Annotated in this window: 33 protein-coding genes; 19 read left to right on the top strand and 14 right to left on the bottom strand. The window is 60.2% G+C overall.

The window, feature by feature from the left end:
* Positions 1–31 precede the first annotated feature (31 nt).
* The 10 genes from Q7T10_RS13190 to cydP are packed head-to-tail and all read right to left on the bottom strand — an operon-like array spanning position 32 to position 7265.
* Positions 32–412: a rhodanese-like domain-containing protein gene (locus tag Q7T10_RS13190; protein WP_304748942.1), complete on the bottom strand. Its 381-nt coding sequence runs from the start codon at positions 410–412 to the stop codon at positions 32–34.
* 42 nt (positions 413–454) lie between these two features.
* Positions 455–1333: an alpha/beta hydrolase gene (locus Q7T10_RS13185; RefSeq protein ID WP_304748940.1), complete on the bottom strand. Its 879-nt coding sequence runs from the start codon at positions 1331–1333 to the stop codon at positions 455–457.
* Positions 1334–1340: 7 nt separating this feature from the next.
* Entirely contained in the window at positions 1341–1763 is a 423-nt protein-coding gene (locus tag Q7T10_RS13180) for a group II truncated hemoglobin (protein WP_304748935.1), read from the bottom strand.
* Between the two features lie 19 nt (positions 1764–1782).
* Entirely contained in the window at positions 1783–3219 is a 1437-nt protein-coding gene (gene ccoG, locus Q7T10_RS13175) for a cytochrome c oxidase accessory protein CcoG (RefSeq protein ID WP_304748931.1), read from the bottom strand.
* Between the two features lie 10 nt (positions 3220–3229).
* Positions 3230–3880, bottom strand: coding sequence for a hypothetical protein (locus Q7T10_RS13170; RefSeq protein ID WP_304748929.1), 651 nt, complete (start codon positions 3878–3880; stop codon positions 3230–3232).
* A 1-nt stretch (position 3881) separates the two neighbouring features.
* Entirely contained in the window at positions 3882–4202 is a 321-nt protein-coding gene (locus Q7T10_RS13165) for a cyd operon YbgE family protein (protein WP_304748926.1), read from the bottom strand.
* Positions 4203–4205: 3 nt separating this feature from the next.
* Positions 4206–4319, bottom strand: a complete 114-nt coding sequence (gene cydX, locus Q7T10_RS13160) for a cytochrome bd-I oxidase subunit CydX (RefSeq protein ID WP_304748924.1) — start codon at positions 4317–4319, stop codon at positions 4206–4208.
* Between the two features lie 49 nt (positions 4320–4368).
* Positions 4369–5505 carry a cytochrome d ubiquinol oxidase subunit II gene (gene cydB / locus Q7T10_RS13155; protein ID WP_304748923.1) on the bottom strand — a complete coding sequence of 379 codons (1137 nt, stop codon included), beginning with the start codon at positions 5503–5505 and terminating at the stop codon, positions 4369–4371.
* A 12-nt stretch (positions 5506–5517) separates the two neighbouring features.
* The gene (locus tag Q7T10_RS13150) at positions 5518–7089 is read right to left on the bottom strand and encodes a cytochrome ubiquinol oxidase subunit I (RefSeq protein WP_304748921.1); all 1572 of its coding nucleotides are present in this window, start codon (positions 7087–7089) and stop codon (positions 5518–5520) included.
* Positions 7086–7265 carry a cytochrome oxidase putative small subunit CydP gene (gene cydP / locus Q7T10_RS13145; protein ID WP_304748919.1) on the bottom strand — a complete coding sequence of 60 codons (180 nt, stop codon included), beginning with the start codon at positions 7263–7265 and terminating at the stop codon, positions 7086–7088. The genes Q7T10_RS13150 and cydP overlap by 4 nt, the downstream gene beginning before the upstream one ends.
* A gap of 215 nt (positions 7266–7480) precedes the next feature.
* On the opposite strand from cydP, the gene Q7T10_RS13140 reads away from it, so the two are divergent.
* From Q7T10_RS13140 to Q7T10_RS13090, 10 genes are all read left to right on the top strand, one after another.
* On the top strand, positions 7481–8806 hold the full coding sequence (locus Q7T10_RS13140) for a sigma-54-dependent Fis family transcriptional regulator (RefSeq protein WP_304749016.1): 1326 nt from the start codon (positions 7481–7483) through the stop codon (positions 8804–8806).
* Between the two features lie 255 nt (positions 8807–9061).
* The gene (locus Q7T10_RS13135) at positions 9062–9604 is read left to right on the top strand and encodes an RNA polymerase sigma factor (protein WP_304748916.1); all 543 of its coding nucleotides are present in this window, start codon (positions 9062–9064) and stop codon (positions 9602–9604) included.
* Between the two features lies 1 nt (position 9605).
* The gene (locus tag Q7T10_RS13130; RefSeq protein WP_304748913.1) at positions 9606–10181 is read left to right on the top strand and encodes a hypothetical protein; all 576 of its coding nucleotides are present in this window, start codon (positions 9606–9608) and stop codon (positions 10179–10181) included.
* A 49-nt stretch (positions 10182–10230) separates the two neighbouring features.
* Positions 10231–10695 (top strand): DsrE family protein, encoded by a 465-nt coding sequence (locus tag Q7T10_RS13125; RefSeq protein ID WP_304748910.1) that lies wholly within the window; start codon positions 10231–10233, stop codon positions 10693–10695.
* 52 nt (positions 10696–10747) lie between these two features.
* Entirely contained in the window at positions 10748–11206 is a 459-nt protein-coding gene (soxY, locus tag Q7T10_RS13120) for a thiosulfate oxidation carrier protein SoxY (RefSeq protein WP_304748908.1), read from the top strand.
* Between the two features lie 55 nt (positions 11207–11261).
* Positions 11262–11573, top strand: coding sequence for a thiosulfate oxidation carrier complex protein SoxZ (gene soxZ, locus Q7T10_RS13115; protein ID WP_304748906.1), 312 nt, complete (start codon positions 11262–11264; stop codon positions 11571–11573).
* Positions 11574–11658: 85 nt separating this feature from the next.
* Positions 11659–12462 carry a sulfur oxidation c-type cytochrome SoxA gene (gene soxA / locus Q7T10_RS13110; protein WP_304748903.1) on the top strand — a complete coding sequence of 268 codons (804 nt, stop codon included), beginning with the start codon at positions 11659–11661 and terminating at the stop codon, positions 12460–12462.
* A gap of 21 nt (positions 12463–12483) precedes the next feature.
* Positions 12484–13107, top strand: a complete 624-nt coding sequence (soxX, locus tag Q7T10_RS13105) for a sulfur oxidation c-type cytochrome SoxX (RefSeq protein WP_304748902.1) — start codon at positions 12484–12486, stop codon at positions 13105–13107.
* Positions 13108–13489: 382 nt separating this feature from the next.
* Complete coding sequence (locus Q7T10_RS13095) at positions 13490–14302, top strand: alpha/beta hydrolase (RefSeq protein WP_304748901.1); 813 nt, start codon at positions 13490–13492, stop codon at positions 14300–14302.
* A gap of 288 nt (positions 14303–14590) precedes the next feature.
* Positions 14591–15379 carry a class I SAM-dependent methyltransferase gene (locus tag Q7T10_RS13090; RefSeq protein ID WP_370653767.1) on the top strand — a complete coding sequence of 263 codons (789 nt, stop codon included), beginning with the start codon at positions 14591–14593 and terminating at the stop codon, positions 15377–15379.
* On the opposite strand, the gene asd is transcribed toward Q7T10_RS13090, so the two are convergent.
* Together asd and Q7T10_RS13080 are read right to left on the bottom strand one after the other, a co-directional pair.
* Entirely contained in the window at positions 15365–16222 is an 858-nt protein-coding gene (gene asd / locus Q7T10_RS13085) for an archaetidylserine decarboxylase (protein ID WP_304749012.1), read from the bottom strand. The genes Q7T10_RS13090 and asd overlap by 15 nt on opposite strands.
* Position 16223: 1 nt before the next feature.
* Positions 16224–16685 (bottom strand): DUF2202 domain-containing protein, encoded by a 462-nt coding sequence (locus Q7T10_RS13080; RefSeq protein WP_304748899.1) that lies wholly within the window; start codon positions 16683–16685, stop codon positions 16224–16226.
* 304 nt (positions 16686–16989) lie between these two features.
* Here Q7T10_RS13080 and Q7T10_RS13075 point away from each other — a divergent pair, with 304 nt between their 5' ends.
* The 4 genes from Q7T10_RS13075 to Q7T10_RS13060 all read left to right on the top strand — a co-directional run bounded on the left by Q7T10_RS13075 (position 16990) and on the right by Q7T10_RS13060 (position 19754).
* Complete coding sequence (locus tag Q7T10_RS13075; RefSeq protein ID WP_304748897.1) at positions 16990–17166, top strand: hypothetical protein; 177 nt, start codon at positions 16990–16992, stop codon at positions 17164–17166.
* A gap of 83 nt (positions 17167–17249) precedes the next feature.
* Positions 17250–17759, top strand: coding sequence for a DUF1269 domain-containing protein (locus tag Q7T10_RS13070; protein ID WP_304748896.1), 510 nt, complete (start codon positions 17250–17252; stop codon positions 17757–17759).
* Positions 17760–17809: 50 nt separating this feature from the next.
* A complete protein-coding gene (locus Q7T10_RS13065; protein WP_304748893.1) occupies positions 17810–18550 on the top strand; it encodes a ZIP family metal transporter in 741 nt (246 codons plus the stop codon).
* 109 nt (positions 18551–18659) lie between these two features.
* Positions 18660–19754: a hypothetical protein gene (locus Q7T10_RS13060; protein WP_304748892.1), complete on the top strand. Its 1095-nt coding sequence runs from the start codon at positions 18660–18662 to the stop codon at positions 19752–19754.
* 22 nt (positions 19755–19776) lie between these two features.
* Here Q7T10_RS13060 and Q7T10_RS13055 read toward each other — a convergent pair whose 3' ends face one another.
* Positions 19777–20382: a class I SAM-dependent methyltransferase gene (locus Q7T10_RS13055; RefSeq protein WP_304748889.1), complete on the bottom strand. Its 606-nt coding sequence runs from the start codon at positions 20380–20382 to the stop codon at positions 19777–19779.
* Positions 20383–20505: 123 nt separating this feature from the next.
* Here Q7T10_RS13055 and Q7T10_RS13050 point away from each other — a divergent pair, with 123 nt between their 5' ends.
* A complete protein-coding gene (locus tag Q7T10_RS13050; protein WP_304748887.1) occupies positions 20506–20847 on the top strand; it encodes a DUF3817 domain-containing protein in 342 nt (113 codons plus the stop codon).
* 82 nt (positions 20848–20929) lie between these two features.
* Positions 20930–21334 carry a rhodanese-like domain-containing protein gene (locus Q7T10_RS13045; RefSeq protein WP_304748886.1) on the top strand — a complete coding sequence of 135 codons (405 nt, stop codon included), beginning with the start codon at positions 20930–20932 and terminating at the stop codon, positions 21332–21334.
* Between the two features lie 34 nt (positions 21335–21368).
* Here the strand turns inward: Q7T10_RS13045 and Q7T10_RS13040 are convergent, their stop codons facing one another.
* Entirely contained in the window at positions 21369–22037 is a 669-nt protein-coding gene (locus Q7T10_RS13040; protein WP_304748883.1) for a nitroreductase family protein, read from the bottom strand.
* 70 nt (positions 22038–22107) lie between these two features.
* Here Q7T10_RS13040 and Q7T10_RS13035 point away from each other — a divergent pair, with 70 nt between their 5' ends.
* The 3 genes from Q7T10_RS13035 (at position 22108) to Q7T10_RS13025 (ending at position 24106) form a co-directional block, all read left to right on the top strand.
* Positions 22108–22632, top strand: a complete 525-nt coding sequence (locus Q7T10_RS13035; protein ID WP_304748881.1) for a sigma-70 family RNA polymerase sigma factor — start codon at positions 22108–22110, stop codon at positions 22630–22632.
* A 146-nt stretch (positions 22633–22778) separates the two neighbouring features.
* A complete protein-coding gene (locus Q7T10_RS13030; RefSeq protein WP_304749009.1) occupies positions 22779–23825 on the top strand; it encodes a permease in 1047 nt (348 codons plus the stop codon).
* A gap of 41 nt (positions 23826–23866) precedes the next feature.
* Complete coding sequence (locus tag Q7T10_RS13025; RefSeq protein ID WP_304748878.1) at positions 23867–24106, top strand: thioredoxin family protein; 240 nt, start codon at positions 23867–23869, stop codon at positions 24104–24106.
* Positions 24107–24242 lie beyond the last annotated feature (136 nt).

Below are 24242 nucleotides of genomic sequence, written 5' to 3'. Positions count from 1 at the left end.
GCGGCCGGCTCCTGCACGGCGTCTGGCGCGATTACTCGAAGGTCGGCAGGACGGGTTTTGCAATCGGTTTGCCGGCGCCGGCCCAGGCATCGAAACCGCCGGAAATGGACTTGACATTCAAATAGCCCATATCGTGCAGGGCGCAAGCAGCCAACGCGGCGCGCCCGCTGGTCTTGCAATACAGCACAATTTTCAAGTCCCGCGAACTGAGTTCCGGGCTATTGCTGAGCTTGAACTCCAGCATGCCGCGCGAGGCATGAATGGCACCGGGCAGGTGACCCGCGGCGTATTCTTCGGCCTCGCGGACGTCAAGCAAAACGTCTGCTTCGCGGATAGCCTGCTCGGCATCAGCCAGAGGTATTTCTTGAATTCGGGACTTGGCAGCGATGACCAGATCGTGAGCAGTTTTCATCAGAATCCTTCCTAAGCAAGTAATGGGGATGGAGGGCGTATGTTAAGGGTTTGAGTGCCTGAAGGCATGTTGCAGGAATTGGACTAGTTGTGGGAAGTGATCCTTCAGCGCATCGCTGGGATCATGCCCGCCCGCCACCGCAATGCACTGCACCATGCCAGGCCGCCCTGCCGCCTGCAAACGCCGCGCATCTTCAAACGGCACCGTCTCATCGTCGGTGCCATGCACTAGCATGACCTGGCAGCGGACCCGGGCCACGCTGGTCAGCGGAGCAATGTCGTCAAAGCTCGCGCCGATGACACGCTGCACGTGGCGCAGCACATACCATCCCAGCACGGTATACGGCAGGCGAGCTTCGGCCAGATACCGGCGCATCACCTCGCGCGGATGTGCGAAGGCACTGAGACTCACCACCGCACGCAGGTCCGCGCGGCGCGAAGCACACAACAGCGCCGCACCAGCCCCCACGGAATGGCCCAGAATGGCCAGCCGCTGGCCGTCCACGCAAGGCTGCGCCTGCAGCCAGTCAAGGCCGGCCTCAATGTCTTCGGCAAATCGAGGGAGCGATGTGAAGGGTTCATCGTCACTGTCGCCGTGACAACGGGCGTCAATCAGCAGCACGCCAAAGCCTGCGGCATGCAACGGCGCGAGCGCAGGCAACATCAGGCTGGCGTTGGCACCCCATCCATGCATCACCACCACCGCTGGCGCCCGGACGGAATCGGACACCGGGACAAACCAGGCAAACAGCGTTTTTCCACCCGGGGCCGGCAATCGCAGGGACTGGGCTGCCAGTCCCAAAGCGGCAGGGGTGCTTTGATGCTTGAGCCGTGGCGCACGCAGCCCACGCAAGATCAACACATTGGCGCCAGCGCGCAGAGCCAATCCAGCCGTCAGAAACAGGGCGCCAGTGAGCAGCATGACGGCGCTAACTCAGCTGCCCGGCGCAGCTGGCATCGCCAGCAGTATTGAGCAAATGGCTGGCCATCTGCGCAAAAGTTGCGATCAGACTGGCGCGAACGGCTTGGTCCGCCACCTGTTCGGTCAGTGCTTGCGTCATACACAGCATCCACTCGTCACGCGCCACCGGACCCACCGCATATGGGGCATGGCGCATGCGCAGCCGTGGATGCCCCTTCTTTGCGATGTACAAAGCCGGGCCGCCGAACCAGCCCGAGAGAAACTCGAACAGGCTGGTAGCGCTGCCCTCCAGACTCTCCGGGTGCATTTGTCGCACGGTGTGGGCCTCGGGCAGCTGGTCCATTAGTTCATAAAAACGGTGGACGAGGCGCTTGACGCCGGCCTCGCCGCCCAGGATTTCATACGGTGTGATGGCGCCTTCAGTTGTCATATTGATGGACTCAAAAATGTTATTTGGGAATCAGGAAAACCGACTTTTCTGACAGCTGACCGGGGGAATCCAGAGAATTGATTTCAAATTGAATCGGGTGGGGCCCTGGTGTTGCCGCCTCAAACGGTGCCTGCACCCGAACCGCCAGCCGACGCGCCTGGGTGGACTCCACCATCACGACATTGTCGGACGTCACCGTCAACCCGGGCAGCCCGGTCACGGTGATTTTGTAATTCTGGGTGGCCTCAGTGGCGTTCATCACCTGCAGCTGGTACACGTTTTCGATCTTGCCGCCCGAGACAATGCGTGCCATGACACCGCGGTCACGCACCACGTTCACCTTGAACGGCGTGCGCATCGTCAAACTGACCAGCATGGCAATGACAATGCCCAGCAGCACGGTCGTGTAAATCAGGATACGGGGCCGGAAGACATGACGCCAGGTCTGCGCCGTGGTCCATTTGTTTTTCATCGCGTTCTCAGTGGTGTATTTCACCAGCCCGCGCTCATAGCCCATTTTGTCCATGACGGTGTCGCACACATCGGCACAGGCGCCGCAGCCAATGCACTCGTATTGCAACCCCTTTCGGATGTCAATGCCTGTAGGGCAGACTTGAACACACAGGGTGCAGTCAATGCACGCGCCCAGGTTCAAGGCCTTGGCGTCGGCTTTGCGTGAGCGGGCGCCGCGTGGTTCACCGCGCTCGGCGTCGTAGGTCACGATCAGGGTGTCTTTGTCAAACATGGCGCTTTGAAAACGTGCATAGGGGCACATGTGTTTGCAGACCTGCTCCCGCATGAAGCCGGCGTTGCCGTAGGTGGCAAAGCCATAGAAGAAGGTCCAGAAGACCTCCCAGGAGCTCATGCTCATGTGCAGGAACTCGACGCCCAGTTCCTTGATGGGGGTGAAGTAGCCGACAAAGGTGAAGCCGGTCCACAGGGCGACTGCCAGCCACAAGAAGTGTTTGGCCGCTTTGCGCCAGACCTTGTCCAGTGACAGGGCTTGGCCGTCGCGGCGCATGCGGGCGGAGCGGTCCCCCTCCACTTTTTTCTCGATCCACAGAAAAATCTCGGTGTACACGGTCTGTGGGCAGGCATAGCCACACCACAGGCGCCCGGCCACGGCGGTGAACAGGAAGAGCGAGAGGGCAGAGATGACCAGAATGCCGGTGAGGTAGATGAAGTCCTGCGGATACAGCACCAGGCCAAAGATATAGAAACGCCGGGAGCCGAGGTCAAACAAAATGGCCTGGCGTTGACCCCATTCGATCCACGGCATGCCGTAGAAGACCAGTTGGGTCAGGAACACCATGCCCCAGCGCCAGTTGGAGAAGAAGCCTGCCACACTGCGCGGATAGATCTTCTCGTGCGCCGCGTACAGCGAGATCAATTCTTCGTCTGCTTCTACGGGGACGATGGGGATAATTTTCTTGGGTGTTGTCACTTCAGTGTTCATCGGTATTGCTTCAGGTCGGCGATTTCAAATCAACGCTTGGCACAGGCTTGGCGGGCAAGGCGGCCATGTGTGCCAAAAACTCGTCACGGGTCAGGCCGGCAAAGAAGGGGTGCCAGCGTCGCTGCTCCAGCACGGTGCTCACTGACCGGGCGCGGCGTTCGTGCCCTGCAAACAGCAGTGTTTCGTTGGGCAGGGTAAAGACGCGCTGAGTAACGCTGTCCCACAAGGCCTCGGGCGCAGCCGGGCGAGGCTGGTGCGGGCAGGAATCCACGGCCAAAAGGCCTCCGCAAAATAATCGGTCGCGCCAGGCAAAGCTCCGGCAGGACTGCGTGTGGCCAGGCGTGGCCAGCACCCGCATCAATTCATCCCCAAACGGCAGTATCTCGTTGTCCTGCGCGAAACGGGCGTTGGCCACCGCGTCACCCTGAACCAGCGGTGCACCCAGCCGACCCAGCAGCGCGACCTCGTCGGGCTTCAGGTGGTCGTGGTGGTGGGTGCGCAGCACCCAGCGCAAGCGCAACTCGCGCTCGGCGAGCAGGGCGGCAAGCACAGGCAAGTCACGCCCGCGCGGGTCAATCAGCACCGCCTCACGGGCATCCTGGTCGGCCAGCACATAGGTCAGCTCGCCGCTGCCCTCATCATGAAGAATGCGGAAATACACCTCAGACTCCCCAGCGCAGCCAAGCCGCCAAGACCAGTCCCGCCGAACAAGACCAGCCTGAAAACATCAAGCGCCAAAGCCGGGCACGCGGCACAAAACCCACACCGCGCACCAACCCGGCGCTCATCGCCCAAAACAGCGCCATGGCCAAACCATGGTCAGCCTTGCCATTCACATCCGCGAACAACAAGGGATAGATGCTGCCCACCAGCATGATGGCCAGCGCGACGCTCAGGCTGGGCAGATGAATGCTGGCCCGGTCCTGCAACGCGGGCTCATCCTGATCGTCATGGTCTGTCGATATCTGCACCGGCGTCACCATGGCTCATTCCTCCTGGCGTGCCTGCGCACGGGCCTCTTCGTTTTCGCCCCACATGGCGTTCAGAATTGCCAGCAGAACGGCAAAGCCCACTCCAAGAATCCAGGCAAAGTACCACATGTGATGTTCCTTCTGCAGTGTTCAGACTGCGGTGTTGATCGGTTCGTAATCAGTAAGCGGCATGATCGTTTTCTCTCACGTACGCAGCCGTCACCTTGCCGCGCATCACGCTGTAGGCCCAGGAGGTGTAGAGCACGATCAGCGGCATGAAAATCATCGTGGCCCAGAACATGATGCCGAGCGTCAGGTGACTTGACACGCTGTCCCACACCGTCAGGCTGGCTGCTGGCATGGAGCTGGACGGCATGATGAAAGGGAACATGGAAGCACCCGCCGTGCCAATCACACCCACCAGTGCCAGGGACGACGAAACAAAGGCCGTGAGTGTGCGGCGCACCAACAGCAGCATCGCCGCCATGAGCGCTCCCAGCACACCCAATGCAGGCAATACCCACAGCAAAGGCTGGCGGCCATAGTTGGCCATCCAGGCCCCGGCCTCGCGCACCACCGTCTTGTTCATGGGGTCAGGCAAGGCGGACGGGTTGATGGCAGACGTGATGCGGTAGCCGTCAATGCTCTGAAGCCAGACGCCGGCAGCCACGAAGGCCATGACCATTACCATGGCCGCGCCAATCGCACCCTTGACAGCGCGTGCCTGAATCACCCCCTCCGTGCGGTGCGCCAGATAGGCGCCGCCGTGCATCGTGATCATGGCGCTGCTCACCACACCGGCCAGCAGGGCAAAGGGGTTGAGCAACTGCCAGAAGCTGCCGGTGTAGGTGGACACAAGGTATTGGTCAAACTGAAACGGTACGCCCTGCAGCAAGTTGCCAAACGCCACGCCAAAGATCAGCGGTGGCACAGAACCGCCGATGAACAGACCCCAGTCCCAAGTGCTGCGCCAGGTCGCATTGTGAATTTTGCTGCGATAGTCAAACCCCACCGGTCGAAAAAACAAGGCCCACAGCACCACCAGCATGGCCCAGTAAAACCCGCTGAACGCCGTGGCGTACACCAGTGGCCAAGCCGCAAATATGGCACCGCCACCGGTGATGAACCACACCTGGTTGCCGTCCCAGTGCGGCCCCACGGTGTTGATGACCACGCGGCGCTCCAGGTCACTCCTGCCAACAAAGGGCAGCAAGGTGCCCACGCCCATGTCGTGCCCGTCCATGATGGCAAAGCCCACCAACAGCACACCCACGAGCAGCCACCAGATGATTTTGAGGGTTGGATAGTCAAACACTTGTGATCTCCTTCAGGCGGGTGCGACGGCGTGATGAATCGCCTCGTTGTCGTAGCGGCCGGTGCCCAGACTGCCAGGCCCCATGCGCGCAAACTTCACCATCAAATACATCTCGACCACCAGCAACACCGTGTAGAAACCGATGAAGCCGGCCAATGAGCCATACAGGCTATTGACACTCAGGGTGGACACACTCATGTGGGTGGGCAGCACACCGTAAATCGTCCAGGGCTGGCGGCCATACTCCGCCACAAACCAGCCCAACTCACAGGCAATCCAGGGGGCAGGCAGCATCCACAACGCCCACTTGAGCAGCCAGGGCCTTTGCATGCAGGCGCTCTTGAGCGTGCTCCAGAACGCCAGGCCAAACAGCAGCAGCATCGCAAAACCCAGCCCCACCATGATGCGAAAGGCCCAGAACATGGGGATAACGCGCGGCACGGTGTCATCGACGGCGCGGGCAATGATTTCGGGCGTGGCCTGGTTCACATCGGCCACATACTTTTTCAGCAGAAAGCCAAAGCCCAGGTCAGCCTTATGACCTTCAAACACTTGCCTGGCCACCGTGTCATTGCGATTGGCACGCAGGGCGTCCAGTGCATTCACAGCCACGATGCCGCGCAAAATGCGCTCATGGTTCTTGGCCTTGATCTCGTGGATGCCCGGGATTTCCTTGGTTAGGGAGCGCGTACCGATCAAACCCATGACCCACGGAATCTCAATCTCCCAGTCGTTCTTTTGCTCCGCCTCGTTGATGCTGGCCACCAGGGTCAGCCCAGCCGGTGCCGGCTTGGTTTCCCACATGGCTTCCAGCGCGGCCATTTTGGTTTGCTGTGCTTCTCCCACGGTATAGCCGGATTCATCCCCCAGCACGATCACGCTCAGCACCGAGGCCAGACCAAAGGCAGCCGCTACGCGAAAGCTCCGTTTGGCAAACGCCACATCGCGCTTTTTCAGCAGATACCAACTGGAAATGGACAACACAAACATGGCACCGGTCACGTAACCCGCCGACACGGTGTGCACAAACTTGGCCTGTGCGTCGGGGTTGAACACGACGGCCCAAAAATCCGTCATCTCCATGCGCATGGTCAGGTAGCTGAACTCGGCGCCCACCGGGTTCTGCATCCAGCCATTGGCAATCAGGATCCACAATGCGCTGAGGTTGGTGCCCACCGCCATCAGCAGCGTCACCAGCAGGTGCTGGGTCTTGCTGAGGCGGTCCCAGCCGAAGAAAAACAGGCCGATCATGGTGGACTCCAGGAAGAAGGCCATCAGCCCCTCAATCGCCAGCGGCGCGCCAAAGATGTCGCCGACATAGTGCGAGTAGTAGGCCCAGTTGGTGCCAAACTGGAATTCAAGCGTGATGCCGGTGGTTACCCCCAGCGCAAAGTTGATGCCGAACAGCTTGCCCCAGAAGCGGGTCATGTCCTTCCAAATCACATTGCCGGTCATGACATAGACGCTTTCCATGATCACCAGCAGCCACACCATGCCGATGGTGAGTGGTACAAACAGGAAGTGGTACATGGCCGTGGCAGCAAACTGCAGCCGTGAGAGATTGACTAACTCTTCAGAAATCACTGTGTTGCTCCTTTGGGCTTGGGGGTGCTTTGCAGAAACTTGGCAGCCACGCCGTCACCGTCCACCGTCACACGCTGCTCCCGCACAAGAACCCACCACAACGCCATCAGCACGGCCAGCTTGATGACCAGCACCACGGCCAGCTTTCTAACGAGGTTTTTGTCCAGGGGCTTCATGACAGTTCATACATTCGCCTATGGAACAACTCAAGAACCATGCCATGCGGCCGCCCGCACCAGTGGTCAATGAATTCAACGGGTTAGCGCTCTAGTCGTCGCGCATGGCGCATGGCAGCAGGTGAATAACTGTCAATTCTGGCAGCTAACTGCCATTTAGGGCATAAACTGGCACCCGCACACAAGGAGCCCGCGTGAAACCACTGCCCGAACTAATGTCCTACCTGGAGGGACTGAGCGAGCCCCACATCCTGTTCGACACGCAATACCGCATTCTGGCGGCCAATGCCGCTTACAGGCGTCAGTTCAGCCCTGATCGCAGCGTGGTGGGACGAACGTGCTACGAGGTGTCCCATCACTTCAGTGTCCCGTGCGACCAGGCGGGCGAAACCTGCCCGCTGGCCAAGTCACGTGAATCGGGCCAGCGCGAGCGGGTGCTGCACCTGCACCACACGCCCAAGGGCGAGGAGTACGTCAATATTGAACTGGCACCGTTGCTGGAAGCCAGTGGCGAGCTTGCTTACTTCGTCGAGAAAATGGAGCCGCTGCGGGTGGCGCAGGGCAAGGCGGTAGTGCAGGGCCTGATCGGCCGTGCGCCCAGCTTTCAGCACATGCTGGCGCTGGTGGCCCGTGTGGCGCCGTCGCAGGCGACGGTGCTGCTGCTGGGCGAATCCGGCACCGGCAAAGAACTGGTGGCCAGAGCCGTGCACGAGGCCAGCCCGCGCGCGCACCGCCCCCTGGTGGCGGTGGACTGCTCCAGCCTGCCGGAAAACCTGTTTGAGTCCGAACTTTTTGGCCATGAACGTGGTGCTTTTACCGGCGCCAATACGGCCCGGGGCGGGCTGGTTGAGGCGGCCAGTGGTGGCACACTGTTTCTGGACGAGGTGGGCGATATTCCGCTGGCCATGCAGGTCAAACTGCTGCGCTTGCTGGAAACCGGCACCTACCGCCGCGTTGGCAGCACCGACCAGCGCCATGCGGACATCCGCGTGGTATCGGCCACCCACCGCGATCTGGACCAGATGGTGTCAACAGGGACTTTTCGTGAAGACTTGTACTACCGCCTGAGCACCTTCCCCATCCACCTGCCGGCCCTGCGGGAGCGCCGGGACGACATTGACCTGTTGGCTGCGGCCCTGCTGGCGCGCGTGGCGCCACAGCGCAAGCTGCAGATCAGCGAACCGGCCCTGCGTTTGCTGCAAGTGCAGGACTTCCCCGGCAATGTACGTGAGTTGCGAAACCTGCTGGAGCGCGCGGCCTTGCTGTGTGATGGCGATACGCTGGAGGTCGCACATGTTGAGCAGGCGCTGCTGTCGGGCCGGCGCCCCTCAGCCGCGCCGCGTACCGACCCGCAAGCTGCCGCGGTTGACAGCGCCAGCACGATGGACCGCATCACCCTGGCACCCGGCGCGCTCAAAACCATCGAACGCGCCGCGCTGCAGCAACTGCTGGCGGGCCACCAGGGCAGCCGGGCTGACCTGGCACAGAAGCTGGGGATCAGCGAGCGCTCGCTGTACCGCAGGCTTAAGGCGCTGGAGTGAAGTTGGGCAATTGCTCTAAGCCATGCCCACCCTGCAACCACCTCCCCCTACGCCCGACGCCGACCCCGACCAGCTTGACATACATACTACTTTTTCAATAGCAAAACTGGATGCAGAAATGCCAGGACTGCGAACTCATCAGCCGTGGGGTACCGGTGGCGGTGGATGCAATGGAGGCCCCAATGCGGGGGTAAACCCCGACGAAATACCCGTGCCTGTAGGGAATGGAAAGCCCATTCCTGCGCTCTTTAACTCATGTTCCTGAATTCCGAAGCGCGCTACAACCAATGGGTGCGCGATCACTATCGTTTCCTGATGCGCAGCGCCTGGGCGTTGACCGGCTCGCGCGCGGTGGCGGAAGACGTGGTGCAGGACTGTTTCGCCAATGCCTGGAACTGCCGGGACCAATTGCGCGACGCGTCGTTGGCGCGGCCGTGGCTGTTCAAGATCATGCGGCGCAGCATCTTCCGGCATATCAGCCCGTGTGTGCAGTCGCTGGAGGACAGCAACGAGGCCGATTTACAACACGCGCCCGACTCGGGCATCGACAACCGGCTGGACGTGGTGAAGGCCCTGGGCCGGATTGCGCCCATCCATCGTGAAGTGCTGGTGCTGCATTACTTTGACGACATGCCCACGGCACAAATTGCCGAAGCGCTCGAGATTGCACCAGGCACCGTACTGTCGCGTCTGTCGCGCGCGCGCGATGCTTTGAAGACCGCCATGACAACATGTGTCCGTCAGCAGAAGCCATCCATGCCGGTGACGAGCAACGTGACGACGATCAGAAGAACTTGACATGACACACCTACACCAAGAAGACGAGTTTGACCTGCGCGCGCGTGCAGAACTGTCCCTGGCCTACGAGCCCGGCGAAACTCCTGCCATCCTGTTGCGCCGCACACCGCTGCTCGCCCGCTGGGGCGTGCGACTGGGCATCGCTGCATTGGTGCTGATGGGTACAGCACTAGGTGGCGCTCTCGCCGTTCGACCACCCGAACTGGTGCGCGGCGCCATTGAGCACGAGTATTACGAACGCACCCTGCGCGGCAACTTCATGGAAGCGAAACCCTTGCTCGCCCACCTTGGGCTGGAGCACGTCCATGCCGTACCGGGCTACCCCCAATTGATGCGCCCGTGTGAGATTGAAGGGCATCTTGTTTACCACCTCACCACCTTTTTTGAAAAGGGCGGCATGGTCACCGTCTTTGCGTTCGACAAACCGATAGCCCTGAAGGAAAGCTCGGGCTGGTGGGCCGACGTTTATTGGCAGGTAGTGACATCGAAGACAGGCGACAAACCGCTGATCATGGTGTCACAAAAGAAGAAGGCGCTCACGGTGGCACAGACAGCGTTCGCCAAGCCGCCGGGTTGACCCGCACCGCCTGCAAGATGATTCCAAGTAGTACAACCAGGAGATCCGCATGACAACTTTCAAACACGCCGCCCTAAACAGTACGGGACGGCGAACCCTTTTGTCGCTGGGTGCGATTGTGCTCGCAGCGACGCTCATGTCGTCCGAGGCACAGGCGCAGGCAACGACTGCAAAAAACAAGATCGTGTTCCAAGTCAGTGACAGCGACCCCGCCAAGTGGGGCCTGGCGCTGAACAATGTGCAAAACGTACAGACCGATCTGGGTGCGGAAAATGTCGAACAGGAGATCGTTGTCTACGGTCCCGGCATTGGCATGCTCAAGACCGACTCCCCTGTGGCCCAACGCATTGCCGGTGCCCTGAAAAGCGGCGTCAAGGTGGTGGCGTGCGAGACCACGCTGCGGGCGCAGAAGCTGACCCATGCCGACATGCTACCCACCATCGGGTATGTGCCTGCCGGTGTCGTGGAGCTGATGCAAAAACAACAGCAGGGTTATGCCTACATCCGCCCTTGAGCCGCCCGTACAAAACTTTCTCTGTAATGACATCCAACCAAGGAAACCAAACATGCAAACTCGTCGCGAGACACTCAAACACAGCGCTATCGTGGCTGGCCTGCTGGCATCCACGGGCCTGTTCCCCCAGTACGCGTTGGCCGCGTACAACAAGACGGCCTTCGAGGCGAAGAGCCTGGCTGACGTGCTGAAGGCGCTCGGCGCCGGCGCGCCGGTCGAAAGCAAGGACGTCACCATCGGCGGCCCCGACATTGCTGAAAACGGCGCGGTCGTGCCGCTGACCGCCAGCACGTCCCTGCCTGGCGTCAAGCAGATTCTGATTCTGGTCGAGAAGAACCCCGCGGCCCTGGTTGCCCTGTTCAATGTGACCGACAGCGTGGACGCAAGCTTTGCCACGCGTTCCAAGATGGGCCAGTCGTCCGACGTGTATGCCGTGGCCGTGATGGCAGACGGCAAGGCCCTTTTTGCGAAAAAAGAAGTCAAGGTCACGCTCGGTGGTTGCGGCGGTTAATCCCCGCGCACCTCACTTTCCCCAATTCAATCAATACTGATTCAGGAGTAGAAAAATGGCAGATCCAATGCGCATTCGCGCTCAAGTCGCTGGTGACAAAGCAACCGTCCGTGTCTTGATGAGCCACGAGATGGAGTCCGGGCAACGCAAGGACTCGGCGGGCAAACTCGTTCCCGCCTGGTTTATCAACGAAGTGTCCGCCAGCCACAATGGAAAGGTCGTCATGACGGCAGAGTGGGGCCCCGCGGTTTCCAAGAACCCGTTCCTGCAGTTCGTCGTCAAGGGCGCCAAGGCCGGCGACAAGATCGCCGTGACATGGAAAGACAGCAAGGGCGAAACCCGTACCGACGAAGCTACGGCTTCTTGAGACATCGTTGAAGTAGTGTCAGTGGTGTCTGACAAGGGCGGCATGCAATCGGTGGCCGCACCATTATTAAAACGAAGGAAACAAAATGATCCCATCCAAATTTAAAGTGTTTGGCTTCGCCTTTGCGGCGAGTCTGCTCTCGCCCGGCGCCGTGTTGGCACAGTCGGAGGCTGAAAAAGCGATCGATCAATATCGCGAAATGATTGCTGATGGCAACCCTGCGGAACTGTGGGAAGCCAAGGGCGAGGAACTCTGGAAGAAAAAAGACGGTCCCAAGAAGGCCTCCCTTGAGCAATGCGATCTTGGTATCGGCCCCGGCGTGCTCAAAGGCGCCTACGTCTTGCTGCCTCGCTACTTTGCCGATGCCGGCAAGGTGATGGATCTCGAGATGCGCCTGTCCTATTGCATGCATACCCTGCAGGGTTTCGATGTAAAGGATGCTGATTACAACAAGGATGACCACAAGAAGATCATCTCGCTGGCCACATTTGTCGTCACGCAGTCCAAGGGCATGCCGGTAAATGTGCCGCAGGCGCATGCCGAAGAAAGGCGCATGTATGAGCTGGGCAAACGTGCCTTCTATTACCGCGCCGGTCCTTACGACTTTTCCTGCGCCACCTGCCATAACGCTGACGACAAGCGCATTCGCCTGCAGGGCCTGCCCAATCTCACCAAGAACGTTCCTGCCGGCCGTGCCTTCACCTCTTGGCCGGCCTATCGCGTCAGCAACAGCCAACTCTGGCCCATGCAGCAACGGTTGAATGACTGCCTGCGGCTGCAGCGCTTCCCGTCTCCCAAATTTGGGTCTGAAGCCACCGTCGCTCTGTCGGTCTATATGGGTGTAAATGGCAAAGACGTTCCGTCTCTTGCCCCCACCATCAAGCGTTAATTTGGGCAAGGAGAAATTAGTATGAAAAAAACCACATTTATCTTTGCCTCTGTCTCTGCAGTCGTGCTGGCAGGTTGCGCCACTTTCGCCGGCGATGACTACCAAAAGATGACAAAGGACATGCTCAATCAGTCCTTCGAGACCAAAGGTATTGCCAAGCATGAGCGCCTAAATCAGGATGGGTTGCAGGCCGCCTGTTCGGAAGCAGAGATGACGGGCAAGGATCTTGACGCGACGCTGCGCAAGCGTCTCGAGCAGGAGCAACTGGCAACCATCAAGATGCCGTCTGACGGCAAGTACCTGGGTGACTGGACGAAGGCCGAAAAAATTGCCCAAAGCGGCGTTGGCATGGCTTGGAACAACAAGTCTGACACCGTCAATGGCGGTAACTGCTACGCATGCCATCAGATGACCAAGAAGGAAATTTCCTTCGGCAATCTTGGGCCAAGCCTTTACCATTATGGAAAGCTTCGGGGCAATTCCGAGGAAGTCGTGAAGTACACCTGGGGCAAGCTTTACAATGCCAAGGCCTATAACGCCTGCTCGAATATGCCCCGCTTTGGTCATTTGAACGGTCTGACGGAAACTCAGATCAAGGACATGACAGCCTTTCTGCTCGATCCCAAGTCGCCGGTCAACCAATAAGCTCAAGGTGAACTCCATGAAAGTCCTTCCCGCAAGGGGTAGGACTTTTTTTGTGTCTGTTTTGTCAAGCGCTAATTCGTGCGACAGGTCGTATCTTTGTTACTGCTGACGTGGCTTTGACCGAGGGCAGCGCGAACGGCCACGGGCCGACTCGAACACACAGACCACGCGTTCGTCGCGCGCAAACAGCCCGGGCACGCCGCGCGCCGTGACGTGCCGTGACTTTTCTTCGTTTTTATATACATCGTTATCACACGCTTCAATGGGCTGGTCTGCTTGTGAGTTTTGACCCAATTGATGGGTAGTTACATCAATCGCCATTACTTTTGACACTTATCAAGCGCAGCCAGACGCCAGCAGGTTCAATCGACTCTCCAAACCGATGCGCAAAATGAACTTGGAAGTCCTGTCGCAGCAGCCTTTGCAGGAGTTAAGCAACAATCCAGTGCTGCTGGTACATGGCGCGTGGCATGGCGCATGGTGTTGGAAGGTGCATTTTGCGGACTATCTCGCACAGCAGGGGTTCCAAGTGCATGCGATTAGTCTTCGAGGACACGGGAACAGCGAGGGTCGGCGGCGTTTGCGCTGGACCGGTTTGGCAGATTATGTGGACGATGTGGCCCAAGTTGCCCGCCAGTTAAGTGCACCGCCCATCGTCATCGGCCATTCCATGGGCGGTCTGGTGGTTCAAAAGTATCTGCAAACGCATTGCGCACCTGCGGGAGTTCTAATGGCATCCATACCACCCATGGGGGTGCTGCTCACCGCCTTGCGTCTGGTCCGGCGCCACCCTTGGTTAATGGCCAAAGTCAACGCCACCTGGAGCCTGTACCCATTGATCAGCAGCCCCGAGTTGGCAAAGGAACTGCTATTCCCAAATGAGATGCCTGTGGCGCAAGTCGAACTTTTTTGGCAGCAAATGCAAGACGAGTCTTACCGCTGTTTTGCCGAAATGTTGGGGCTCGGCCTGCCCAAACCCGAGAAGGTCAATACACCCCTGCTAATCTTGGGCGGTGGTGCAGACACGCTCATAAGCCCTGATCAGGTCAAGGCCACAGCGCGTGCCTATGGGACCCAAGCCATTATTCTGCCAAATATCGCCCATGACATGATGCTTGAGCCAGGGTGGCAAACAGTGGCCGATGCGATTGTCAGTTGGCTCAGGACCAACTCATCGGATTGCAGCGAATTTTGAGAGGGGGTTCTGGCTTGCCACCGGCTCAAGCGCTGATCAGCATCAGAATCGGGTGCGGGTTGCGCTGCCAGATCCCAGTCCTCCCACAGCGGCGACCCGCGCGCTGGCGATTGCGCGGGGCCTGGGAGTCCCACCCAATCAGACAACCCGTCCGACGCGCAGCGCTGCAAGGTTCCGGAGTTCACCAAAACCATGGGGCACGAGGGAGAATGGAAACTCCACAACAACGGCCAATGACAACCTGCGTGGCAGCAGGCATTCGTTTGCTACGTTTTATATAGCTATAAAATCAATAAACACGAGGGCTATAGCCATATTTTCCATAAAATTTATGTAACTTACCTGTACGCTCCAGATCCAATTCATTCATCACGACTCCACTGCATGAACACGCCACTGATCACCGACGAACTCGACTTGCTGCAATCGCTGGTCGACCTGAACCAGCACCCGCAGATCATCGAATTGGGCTGCGGTGCCGCGCACCTGTCACGCCAGTTGCTTGCCCGATGTCCAAGGTGCGAGGTCACAGGGCTGGAGGTGGACGAGCGTCAACACGCCAAGAACCTGCTCAACCTGCAGCAGCGCCTGCAATTCGTTCAGGCGGGTGCGCAGGCAATCCCATTTGAGGCGCAACGTTTCGATCTGGCGCTGATGCTGAAGTCCTTGCACCACGTCCCGCTGGATCAGCTTAGCCCGGCGCTGGCGGAGGTGCGCCGTGTGCTGCGACCAGAAGGTCTCCTCTATATTTCAGAGCCGGTGTTTGCCGGAGCGCTGAACGAGGTGATGCGCTTGTTCCACGACGAGGAGCAGGTGCGTGCCGCAGCCTTGCGCGCAGTGCAGGAAGCGGTGTCTTCCGGTGCATGGGAGCAAGTGACCGAGACCTTGTTCGAGACGCCGGTGCGCTACCGCGACTTTGCCGAGTTTGAACAGCGCATGATCGGCGTGACATTCGTGGATCACCGCCTTGATGCCCGCACTTTGCAGGCTGTGCGTGAACGCTTTGAGTCGCACATGACGGTAGACGGGGCACACTTCGTGCGACCGATGCGTGTCAACTTACTACGCAAGTGCTAAAAATGCTGAAGACATGGCCTCACCCATGCGGACGGTACGCGCCGGCACCCAGTCGGCGTGCAGGCGCAGCATGTTCTTCGGGAACAGCATGATCACGGTGGAGCCGAGAAGAAAGCGGCCCATCTCCTCGCCCTGGCGCAACGAGATGGTCTGATCGTCGTACTGCCACTCCCGTACCGCAGCCAGGCGCGGCGGGTTTACCACGCCGTGCCAGACTGTGGCGATGCTGCCAACGATGGTGGCACCGACCAGGCACATCACGAATGGACCACCTGCCGAGTCGAACACACAGACCACGCGCTCATTGCGTGCGAACAGCCCGGGCACGCCGCGCACCGTGGTCGGGTTGACCGAAAACAGATGGCCCGGCACATGGATCATGCGCACCAGGCGTCCGTCGCAGGGCATGTGGATGCGGTGGTAATCCTGCGGGCTCAGGTACAGGCTTGCGAACTGGCCGTCATCGAACCGGGCTGCAAGTTGGCCATCGCCACCGACCAGCGCGCGGGTGCTGTAGCGGTGGCCCTTGGCCTGCAGGAGCTGGTCGCCCTCGATCGGGCCGCACTGGATAACGGCGCCGTCCACCGGACTGACGAAATCGGCCTGCGCCAGCGGTCGGGCTCCCTCACGTAGCGCGCGGGTGAAGAAGTCGTTGAAGCTGGTGTAGCCGGCAGCACCAGGGTCCGCCGCCTCGGCCATGTTCACCCTGTAGCGCGCGATGAACCAGGGGATCACCCTGCGCGTCCACCAGCGGGCATGTGAGGCAGCGCATTTGCCAGCGAAGACCGTCAGCATCCTCTTGGGCAAGAGGTACTGCGGCAGCACCGCCAGACGGTCGAACAGATCAGGCACCTTCGCGATTCCCTGCACCCCGCCCACCGCGACCACCTCCACCTGCCGCACCGCGCTGGGCGCAACGCTGGAATGCCGCCAAGTGGCGCTGTTGCGACGCTTCCTGCAGATTGCGCAGCACCGTGAGGATGTCGGCGCGCTGGGTCTGCCCCAACAGCCGTTCGTACATTTCGCCGTTGGCGATCTCGGCAGCCACACCCGCTTCGCATGCTGCTTGCAGGCTGGCGTAGCGCTCAACCTTGCCCGGCCAGGGGTTGGCGGGCACGGGCAACCCGTAGCGCGCGAACAAGCCCAAAAGCGCCTCGATATGGCGCGCCTCGGCTTGGCGGATGTTGATGAACGGCCGAACCTCGCCGAAATCGGCGATCACCTGGTCGTAGATCGACCAAGCTTGGTACTCGTCATCGAGTGCCTCATGGAGCACGCGGATTTCAATGTCGGTGAGTTCGTTCATGCGTCAGTGTCCGGTGCAGGGGAATTTCATCAAGGCAAAAAATCAGTCTCAGTCATCACTAAAAGTACGCGATTGATTTTCGTCAATGGACGACAAAGGATTCAGCAGCAGACTAGCCAATCAAGTTCAAACGCCACAACTTTCTTCCATACCCCCGTTCAGGAGATCGTCATGTCCGACACTGTCAGCCAGTTCCCCCATCTCAACGAACCAGCCCCCGACTACAAGGGCAAGTGGCTGATCCTGTTCTCGCACCTGGCCGACTTCACGCCCGTGTGCACGACCGAGTTTCATCGACGAGTTCGTGCGCCTGCTGCAAGCCGTGCAGTCCAGCGACAAGAACGCATGCGCCACGCCCGAAGGCTGGACCCCCGGCCACGACGTGATCGTGCCGCCGCCCAAGACGGCCGAGGCTGCCGACAAGCGCCCCAGCGAGGGCTACAAGACGGTTGATTGGTACTACTCGACCAAGAGTCTGTAGCGAGGGTTGGGCAATGGGTCTGTGAACCGTTGCATGCCGTGTTGAACGACCCAGGTGAAACAGTCGTCCTCAGGAGAAGCAAGATGCGAAGAATTTATTTCCTTGTTCCGTCGGTTGCATTGGCGCAATCGATCGTTGATGATTTACTGCTGGCCCGGATCGAGGCACGCCACATCCACATCGTTGCCCGGCAAGACACGCCACTGGAGGATCTGCCGCGAGCGAGTGTGGCGCAAACCTCCGATCTCGTCCCGGCCCTGCAGCGGGGTGTTGCGGCCGGTGGTCTGGCCGGCTTGCTCGCTGGCCTGCTCGCCATCACCTTCCCGCCTGCAGGGTTTGTATTCGGCGGTGGTGCGTTGCTCGGCATGACCGCGTTCGGCGCCGGCTTTGGGGCCTGGATGTCAGGCATGGTTGGTGTCGGTCTGCCGAGCAGCCGCATCGAGCAGTTCCAGAAGGCCATCGCCGATGGTGAACTGCTGATGATGATTGACGTGCCCTCGCTGCGCGTCGAAGAGATCGAGACACTCGTTACCCGCCATCATGCAGAGGCTGAGCTTGAGGGTGTGGACCCCAACATTCCTATTTTTCCCTGATGTATTGCTACAGTTCGACGGCAAGATTCTGATTCGGCATCACTCAAGTGTTGTTGCTCTGGATCGTCACCTTCTCGCTTATTGGCAGTGTGGGCGCCGCGGCCGGTGCTGCGCTGTTGCTGGTGTTTCCACAAACGATCCGCGACGCGCTCGTCCCGGCGCTGGTCAGCTATGCCGCAGGGGTGCTACTCGGAGCCGCATTCCTTGGCATGATTCCGACCGCGCTGGCGCGTGGTGAAGCCACGCTGATCCTGCCCACGGTGCTTGCAGGGCTTGTATTGTTTTTCGTGCTGGAGAAGCTTGTGCTGTGGCGTCATTGCCATGACCGGGGCTGCCAATCCCATCATGGCCAGACAGGACCGCTGATCTTGATCGGCGACGCGTTTCACAACTTCGTCGATGGCGTCGTCATTGCGGCAGCGTTCCTCGTTGCGGTGCCGCTGGGCATCGCCACCGCAGTGGCGGTGATCGCCCATGAAGTGCCGCAGGAGGTGGGTGATTTCGCCATCCTGCTCGACAACGGTTACGGACGTGCCCAGGCGTTCTGGCTCAACACGCTGTCGGCTTCCACGACGCTGCCCGGCGCTTTGGCTGGCTACTTCTGGCTGGCGCAGATGCAGGAGGCGATCGCCTACATCCTGGCGCTGTCCGCCGCGAGCTTCGTCTACATCGCGCTGGCGGATCTCGTGCCATCGCTGCATCAAAAGACAACTGCTTCGCAGTCGATCCTGCAGTTGGTGCTGTTACTGACCGGCATCGGCACCATCGCCTGGATGCATCACGCGCGCTGACTGGCGTCGGGGCCATTGCAATTTTCAAATTCACGCATTGAAAGATAGCAACATTTTCCGAAATTGGGTGTTGGGCCTGCTTTTGTGGTGTGGACTGCCATGGCTGGTTTTGGCAGAGGTACCTCCGCCGCAGAGCCCTGAGGCCCCGGTGCTGGAAGTGTTCGTGCGCCAGGGCTGCCCGCACTGCGCCGAGTCCAAGGCTTACCTGCCCATATTCGCCCGCGAGCGACCTTGGCTGCGCGTCGTCTATCGTGCGGTGGACGAGGACGTCAACGCCCGTGATGCCCTGGTGCGCATCACCGAACAGGCGGGCTACTGGCCACCGGGTGTGCCCACCTTTGTGTTTCAAGGCCGGGTGCTGGTGGGCTTTGCCGATGCAGAGCAGTCCGGCCCCGAGTTGGCCGCGTTGGTGGACTGGGCGGCACCGGGCCAGCTGTCCACCCCCGCATCAACGTCGCCGCCAACCAAAATCGACGCTGGCTGGTGGGGTACCCTGAACGTTACCGAACTGGGTTTGCCGCTTTTCACGCTGGCGATCGGCTTGCTTGACGGCTTTAACCCCTGCGCCATGTGGGTGCTGTTGTTTCTGCTGTCGCTGCTGGTGCACCTGCACGATCGCCGGCGCATGGCGCTGATTGCGGGCACCTTTGTGCTGGTCAGCGGCGCCGTTTATTACATGTTCATGGCCGCCTGGCTGAATGTGTTTCTGGCCGTGGGTCTGTCTGATGCGGTACGCATGGGGCTGGCGGTATTGGCGCTGCTCATTGCGGCGGTGAACATCAAGGACTTCGCCGCTGGCCCTCAAGGCCCGTCCCTGTCGATTCCTGCTGCGGCCAAGCCGGGACTGTACGCCCGCATGCGCCAGGTGGTGCAGGCGCGTTCGCTACCACTGGCTTTGCTGGGCGCGGCGACGCTGGCCGTGGTGGTGAACTTCATCGAACTGTTGTGCACTGCCGGCTTGCCGGCCATGTACACCGCCATTCTGGCGCAGCAAGGCCTCAGCGGCGCTGCCCACTACGGCTACCTGGGGCTGTACATCCTGGGCTACATCACCGACGACAGCCTGATGGTGGGTGCTGCGGTACTGGCCCTGAGCAGCCAGAAGCTCAGCGAAAGCGCTGGCCGCTGGCTCAAACTGGCAAGCGGTCTGGTGATGCTGACCCTGGGCGCGCTAATGCTGCTGCGACCCGACTGGTTGCTTTAGGGCGTCAACCCCACCGAGGACTTCAACCCTGCGCGGCCTGCCCGATCCAGCGGGTGACATGGGCCAGCCCGTGATGGCCGGGGCCCTCGTCCAACGTCACCTCGCCCTCCCAGGCAAGGATCTCCGTCAGAACACCAGCAAAATCTTCCTGCAGCGTCTGCAGGGTGTAGAGCATCTCGGGCGCTTTGGGGCCACCGCTGCTGTGCTTCAGTTGCGCGGGGTGAAACGCTTCCAGCAACAGCAGGCCGCCGGGACGCAGTGCTGCTACGAGTCGCCGGTGTGCCGCACGACGAATGGCCGGTGGCAAGTGCACAAAAGTCAGCACCACGGCGTCCACACTGCAGGGGATGGGCACCCAATCAGCCAGATCCACCAGTTCGGTACGCAGCGTGACGCCACGCTGCGCCGCCAGTGCCTGTGCTTTTTGCAGACCCACCGCCGAGACATCCACCGAGGTGACCCGATGGCCCTGCTGCGCCAGCCAGACACCGTTGCGGCCTTCTCCGTCACCCGGCACCAGCACATCGGCGACCGCTGGCAGGCGATACGCCTGGGCAACAAGAAACGCATTGGCGCTTGTGCCGTATTTGTAACCCGGCACTGAAAAATTTTGATCCCAGAAATTCATGCCGGTAGTTTAGAACGACAGGGTGCGCACGTTGTACTTGAGGAATCGGGCAGACGCAACGGCACTTGATTTCGATTATATTCGTCAATGCTTATATTAATGAGTGTCACGACGGGAGACTAGATGACGAATGCCACGACGGCCTTGCGCTATCTGCGCTGGGCATCCTTCCTTGAAGGCTTGACCCTGATTCTCTTGGTGTGCCTTGCCGTGCCCTTGAAGCGCATGGCGGGCATGCCCGAATTTGTCACTGTCATGGGGCCCATCCATGGACTGGCCTTTGTGGCATACATCGCAATGGTGGCGCGTTCAAGCGCCGCCAGCTTGCTGTCGGCCGGCGAGACGATGCAACTCATGGCAGCCGCCTTCATTCCATTTGGCGCGTTTCTGGTTGCCGCAAAACTCAAGCGAAAAGCTGCCACCTTGGCGCTGGCCCAATCAGGGGCGATGTTTCCTGCCCGGTGAATCAATCTTTTCAACTCTTCTGCAATCCAAAACCATGACCTTCTCTATTCTTTCCAGATCAAGCCCATCCTCTGCAGCTCAAGTGGCCCGACGTCGTATCACATTGATCGCGATGGGGCTGGCACTGGGTTTGGCGGCTTGCAGCCCGGCGAGCAATGCCAATGACTCGGTGTCACTCGAGACAGCGCGCGCTGAGCATGAGGCCGGTCGGGCTGTGCTGATCGACATTCGCGAACCCGCCGAGCACGCCACCGGCGTTGCGCAGAAGGCGCAACTCCTGCCCATGCGGCAACTCGGCGCACGATTTTCGGAAATTCCTACAGACCCCAGCAAGCCTGTGCTTCTGATCTGCAACACGCAGAATCGTTCCAGCGCCACCCTGGAGGCATTGCGGGAAAAGGGCTACAAGCATGTGCGATACGTGCAAGGCGGCATGAGCGAATGGGCCCGCCGCGGTTGGCCAATGACGAAGCCGGACGCTCACTGACACGCCCGGCGCGACAGTACCGCCGACTCACGTTTCAGTCCAGCTCCGACACATAGTCCGACACCGCGGGGCGCAAGCGCACCGGCTTGTGTCTCGTCACCGTGCCGATGTTGATGCAACAAACGGCCTGTTCATTCTCGCCAAGGCCGAACAGCGCGCGCAGACGCGGTGATGCCATCGCCTGGCCGCTGGTCAAGCCAGTGCCAAAGCCCGCCGCATGGGCTGACAGCACGATGTTCTGAATGGCGCAGCCAAAGGACACAAAACGCTCCGCGTCACTCACCTCCGCTTCGGTTGCTTCGGTTGCTTCGGTTGCTTCGGGATGGTGGGCGTCGCGCTCTGGCGCTTTGCTGGCGCGGACCTCACCGCCTGCCAGTCGGACAATGGCCAGCATCAGAAAAGGCGCGCGGTGCGCCTTTTCGCGTGCGTTGTCGATTTGTGCCAGGCTAGCGTTCGGGTCGCGGTCCACCAGTGCCTGCCCAAACACCTCGGCCAGCCGCTCGCGCCGGGCTGTTGGCACGATGACGAAGCGCCAGGGCATCAACCGGCCGTGGTCGGGGGCCGCGGCCGCCGCACCCAGAATTTCCTGCAACTGTTGCGGCGAGGGACCGGGTTCATCCAGACGTCGGGGCAAAACATTTTGACGCGAGTGAATCAGCGCATTGGCAAATTCCGATAACTCATGGCCGGTGGGCAAGTCCATCAGGGGATCCTTTGATGTGCGCAGCAAGCGCCGCTTTGGTATCGTAAGACATATGTTGCCTGGAACCACGATGAACTGTCTTACCACCGCCTGGACGTCCCATGAGCCCGAGCTGCGCGGCTGGCTGCGCCATCGGCTGGGCAATCCGGCGGAGGCCGACGACCTGCTGCAAGACCTGTTCATCAAGGCCCTGCGTCAGGGCGAACGGTTCTGCTCGGTACAAAACGCCCGTGCCTGGCTGTTCGAGGTGGCGCGCAACACACTGGCCGATCGACTGCGCGTGGCGCGCGAGACGGTGGAATTGCCCGACGACTTGCCGGCGCCGGCAGACGAGTCCGACCCAGTGGACACGCTTACGGCCTGCCTGCCACGCGTGCTGTCCGAATTGAGCGCCGAGGACCGCGAGGCCATCACGCAGTGCGATTTGCACGGCATGAGCCAGGCTGACTTCGCCGTGGCCAAAGGGTTGAACCTCAGCGCTGCCAAGTCGCGCATCCAGCGCGCACGTTTGCGCCTGAAACAACGCATGACCCAGGTCTGCCAGGTGCAGATGGACGACGCCGGCCATGTGGCGGACTTCGTGCCACGAAAATAGACGCCGGCACGCCAGCCCTGATACCGGCTCATATTTTGCTATTGTTTTCATAGCATCTTGCGCAATATCGACGGGGGCTAGAGGCATATTTCTTATAAATTTTGAAATTGGTGCGTCTTTTCGCTGCTTCGCCCGTCTTCATGGGTATGAATACCTTGACGACACCGCGGAAATCCTGGCCCCTGCGCCAGCCGATTGCCTTTCTGATCCTGGCCGCCATCGTCTGGCTCGGCCTGTACCAGACGCTGCTTCCCGGCTCTGAGGCGCTGGTCGCTGCCCTGCCGGTGGACCGTGCCAGCCATCTGGGCGGTGCGCTGCAGTTCTTTATCTACGACACGCCCAAGGTGCTGATGCTGCTGACCGGCGTGGTGTTCGTCATGGGCATGATCAACAGCTACTTCACCCCGGAGCGCACCCGCGCCCTGCTGGCCGGACGCAGTGAGGGTGCGGCCAACGTCATGGCAGCGTCGCTGGGCATCGTCACCCCGTTTTGCTCCTGCTCGGCGGTGCCCCTGTTCATCGGGTTTGTGCAGGCCGGTGTGCCGCTGGGCGTGACGTTCTCGTTCCTGATTTCGGCGCCGATGGTCAACGAAGTCGCGCTCACCCTGCTGTTCGGCATGTTTGGCTGGAAAGTGGCATTGCTGTACCTGGGCCTGGGCCTGAGTGTGGCGATCGTGGCCGGCTGGATCATTGGCCGCCTGAAGATGGAGGCCTACCTCGAAGACTGGGTGCGCGACATGCCCAAGACGGCTGCCCAGTTTGAAGACACGGGCGCCACACTGGCCGACCGCATTGAGGGCGGGTTTGCCGCGGTGCGTGAGATTGTCGGCAAGGTCTGGCCCTACATCCTGGGCGGTATTGCAGTCGGCGCCTTGATCCACGGCTATGTGCCGGAAGACTTCATGGCCAGTTTCATGGGCAAGGAAGCCTGGTGGTCGGTGCCGCTGGCGGTGCTGATGGGTGTGCCGATGTACACCAACGCAGCCGGCGTGATTCCGATCGTGCAGGCACTGCTGGCCAAGGGTGCCGCCCTGGGCACGGTGCTGGCGTTCATGATGAGTGTGATTGCGCTGTCACTGCCCGAAATGATCATCCTGCGCAAGGTGCTCAAGGTGCGGCTGATCGCTACTTTTGTGGCGGTGGTGGCCAGCGGCATTTTGCTGGTGGGTTTTGTATTTAACGCGGTGCTCTGAGCACAGATTCTTTTCATCAACTTCAATCTCAAGGAAACATCATGGATATCAAGGTACTCGGCACCGGCTGCACCAACTGCAAGAACACCATCGCCCTGATTGACCAGGTGGCCAAGGCCAAAGGCGTCACAGTGAACCTGACAAAAGTGGAAGAACTGTGCGACATCATGGGCTACGGCGTCATGTCCACGCCGGGCGTGGTGATCAATGGCAAGGTGGTGCACGCCGGTGGCGTGCCCAGCCGCGACAAAATCGAGCAATGGCTCACGGCCACTGCGTAAGCAGCCGCAAGGTGAGGGAAGCGCTTCAAGGCACTTGCAGACAACGCTCCCGGCATAAATGCGATTGACAAGGATCAAGCACCATGACCCAGGCCGCCGTCAAAATGATTCTGAAAATTCACAAGGTTTGTGTCAG

This window comes from Rhodoferax sp., from assembly GCF_030646845.1.
In the GTDB taxonomy this organism is placed as follows: Bacteria; Pseudomonadota; Gammaproteobacteria; order Burkholderiales; family Burkholderiaceae_C; genus Rhodoferax.
The sequence above is the reverse complement of the archived record's forward strand: the minus strand, read 5'-3'. Positions and strand labels throughout refer to the sequence as shown.